The organism is Micromonospora sp. NPDC049799, assembly GCF_040656655.1.
Classification (GTDB): Bacteria; Actinomycetota; Actinomycetes; order Mycobacteriales; family Micromonosporaceae; genus Micromonospora.
In genome coordinates this window covers 1-2,886 of sequence record NZ_JBFAMU010000579.1, presented here as the reverse complement: position 1 = coordinate 2,886, position 2,886 = coordinate 1, and the positions used below count along the sequence as shown (strand labels likewise).

Sequence of the window (2,886 nt, the reverse complement as noted above, 5' to 3'; positions counted from 1 at the left end):
CCCGGTGCGCATCAGTTCCTGGTACTGCTCGGGGAGGTCCCGGCCCTCGTTGAGCGCAGACCTGGGACCTGACCGTCCTGGGCACGTCCGACACCCACGGCAACGTGCACAACTGGGACTACTACCGCGACGCCGAGTACGACGACAGCGCCCACAACGACGTCGGCGTCGCCAAGCTGGCCACCCTGGTCAACCAGATCCGCGCCGAGCGCGCCGGCCGGGCGACCCTGGTGCTGGACGCCGGCGACACCATCCAGGGCACTCCCCTGGCCACCTACTACGCCAAGCAGGAGCCGATCACCGTCACCGGTGAGACGCACCCGATGGCCAACGCCATGAACGTCCTGCGGTACGACGCGGTGACCCTCGGCAACCACGAGTTCAACTACGGGCTCCCGCTGCTGGCGACCTGGATCAACCAGCTCGGCTTCCCGGCCCTGGCCGCGAACGCCCTCAACGCGGCCACCGGCAAGCCGGCCTTCCTGCCGTACGTGATCAAGAAGGTCTCCCTCGGCGGCCCGGACTCCCCGACGATCCGCGTCGGCATCCTCGGCCTGACCAACCCCGGCACGGCCATCTGGGACAAGGGCAACGTCGAGGGCAAGCTGGTCTTCGCCGACATGGTCGAGACCGCCCGCACCTGGGTGCCGATCATGCGCGAGCGCGGTGCCGACCTCGTCCTGATCTCCGCGCACGGCGGCGACAGCGGCACCTCCAGCTACGGCCCGGAGCTGCCGAACGAGAACCCGTCGGCGCTGATCGCCGAACAGGTGCCGGGCATCGACGCGATCCTGTTCGGGCACGCCCACCGCGAGGTGCCGCAGCGTTTCGTCACCAACACCGCCACCGGCGCGCAGGTGCTGCTCTCCGAGCCCTCCAAGTGGGGTCAGCGCCTCACCCGGATGGACTTCACCGTGCGCAAGGTCCGCGGCCGGTGGACGGTCGTCGACAAGAAGGCCACCACCCTCAACACCAACACCGTGGTCGAGGACCCGGCAGTCCTCGCGGCCGTGCGCGCCCAGCACGCGAAGACCGTCGCGTACGTCAACCAGGTCGTCGCCCGGTCCACCGTGGAGCTGTCGGCGGCGGAGTCCCGGTACCGGGACACCCCGATCCTCGACTTCATCAACCACGTACAGGCCGAGGTGGTCCGCACGGCGCTGGCCGGCACCGACCACGGCAGCCTGCCGGTGCTGTCCATCGCGGCGCCGTTCAGCCGGACCGCCGTCTTCCCCGCCGGGGACGTCCGGGTCCGTGACGTCGCCGGGCTGTACGTCTTCGACAACACCCTGGAGGCGGTCGTCCTCACCGGCGCCCAGGTACGCGCGTACCTGGAGTACTCCGCGAAGTACTTCCAGACCCTCGCCCCCGGCGCGCCGGTCGACCTCGCGACGATCAACGACCCGAACGTGCCGGACTACAACTACGACGTCATCTCCGGCCTGGAGTACGACATCGACATCTCCCGGCCGGTCGGCCAGCGGATCACCCGACTGGTCCTGCCTGGCACCGACACCCCGGTCGCGGACGACGCGCGGTTCGTGGTGGCGGTGAACAACTACCGGCGCAGCGGCGGCGGCAACTTCCCGGGCATCGTGACCACCCAGGTCTACAACGAGGGCCAGGAGATCCGTCAGCTGCTCATCGACTGGGCGCAGGCCCGGGGCGTCATCGACCCGGCGGACTTCTTCCAGCCGAACTGGAAGCTGGTGCGCGAGGGCCTGCCGGTCTTCTGACCCGGCACCCTCCGGCGGGCCGTGGGCGTGGACGCCCGCGGCCCGTCCGCGTCCTCGGACTCAGCCGTGCCGCAGGTCCCACCGCACGGGGTCGTCCGCCGGCTCCGGCCGGTCCCGGCGGGGGTCTGTCTCGGTCAGCTCGACCCGCTCCTCCGGTCGGGCCGCCGGTGGCAGCTCCCCGAAGCGGACGTGCCGGAGGAAGGCGTACTCGTCGTCGGTGAACGGCTGTCCGCCCTCGGTCATGGCGCTCCCCCTTCTCGGCCACTCCATTGTCGGCTCGCCGGGGCCTCGGAGCCAGTGCCTGGGTTGCCTGTCCCGTGCGCGGTCGGTCTGCTGCGCCACCACCCCTAAAGCATCCTAGGATCCTGAATCGATGGTCGGGCGTGGTTGTTAAGAGGGGGCCCTTCCTTACACCCGGGCCAGCAGGGCGAGGGCGGCCCGGACCGGGGCGCGGGTCAGCGTCTCGTCGAAGCTCGCCGTTCCCTGGCAGAAGCGCACGAACATGCGCCAGCCCGGCGGGGTGGCGAGCACCGCGTGGAACACCCCCGGCCGGCGGGCGAACACGTCCAGCAGCCGGTGCCCGGCGCGCATCGACGGCAGCAGGTCGGTGGCCACCGCCCGCTCGTAGCCGGCCAGGTCGCCGTCGACGACCGCCAGGCCGGCGAGGGCGCCGGAGCGCAGGGCGTAGCTGATGCCCTCCCGGCTCCACGGCTCCAGCAGGCCGGCGGCGTCCCCGGCCACCAGCACCCGGTCCCGCCGCAGCGGCGAGTCCGCCGTACGGCAGCGGGTCAGGTGCCCCGAGTCGTGCGCCGGCTCGATCCCGGCCAGGCCCAACCGGTCGACGAACGCCCGGAGGTAGGCGCGGGTCCGCTCCCCCGCGCCCCGCGCCGCGATGACCCCGACCGTCAGCAGGTCGTCCTTGGGGAACACCCAGGCGTACGACCCGGGCAGCGGCCCCCAGTCCAGCAGCACCCGGCGTCGCCAGCGGTCCCGCTCGGCCGGCGGAACCGGCAGTTCCAGTTCCAGCCCGAGGTCCACCTGCCGGTGCCGGACCCCCACATGCCGGGCCGTCACACCCGACGAGCCGTCCGCGCCGACCACCGCCCGCGCGGACACCGCCGACCCGTCGGCCAGCCGCAGGCGTACGCCC

General features: G+C 72.2%; 2 protein-coding genes and 1 pseudogene. 1 reads left to right on the top strand and 2 read right to left on the bottom strand.

Annotated elements, in window-relative coordinates:
* The first annotated feature begins 104 nt into the window (after positions 1–104).
* Positions 105–1,736, top strand: a complete 1,632-nt coding sequence (locus tag AB0I76_RS26655; RefSeq protein ID WP_357040907.1) for a 5'-nucleotidase C-terminal domain-containing protein — start codon at positions 105–107, stop codon at positions 1,734–1,736.
* 60 nt (positions 1,737–1,796) lie between these two features.
* Here the strand turns inward: AB0I76_RS26655 and AB0I76_RS26650 are convergent, their stop codons facing one another.
* Together AB0I76_RS26650 and AB0I76_RS26645 are read right to left on the bottom strand one after the other, a co-directional pair.
* A complete protein-coding gene (locus AB0I76_RS26650) occupies positions 1,797–1,979 on the bottom strand; it encodes a hypothetical protein (RefSeq protein ID WP_357040904.1) in 183 nt (60 codons plus the stop codon).
* A 165-nt stretch (positions 1,980–2,144) separates the two neighbouring features.
* A pseudogene (locus tag AB0I76_RS26645) lies at positions 2,145–2,886 on the bottom strand (hyaluronate lyase); the annotation flags it as partial.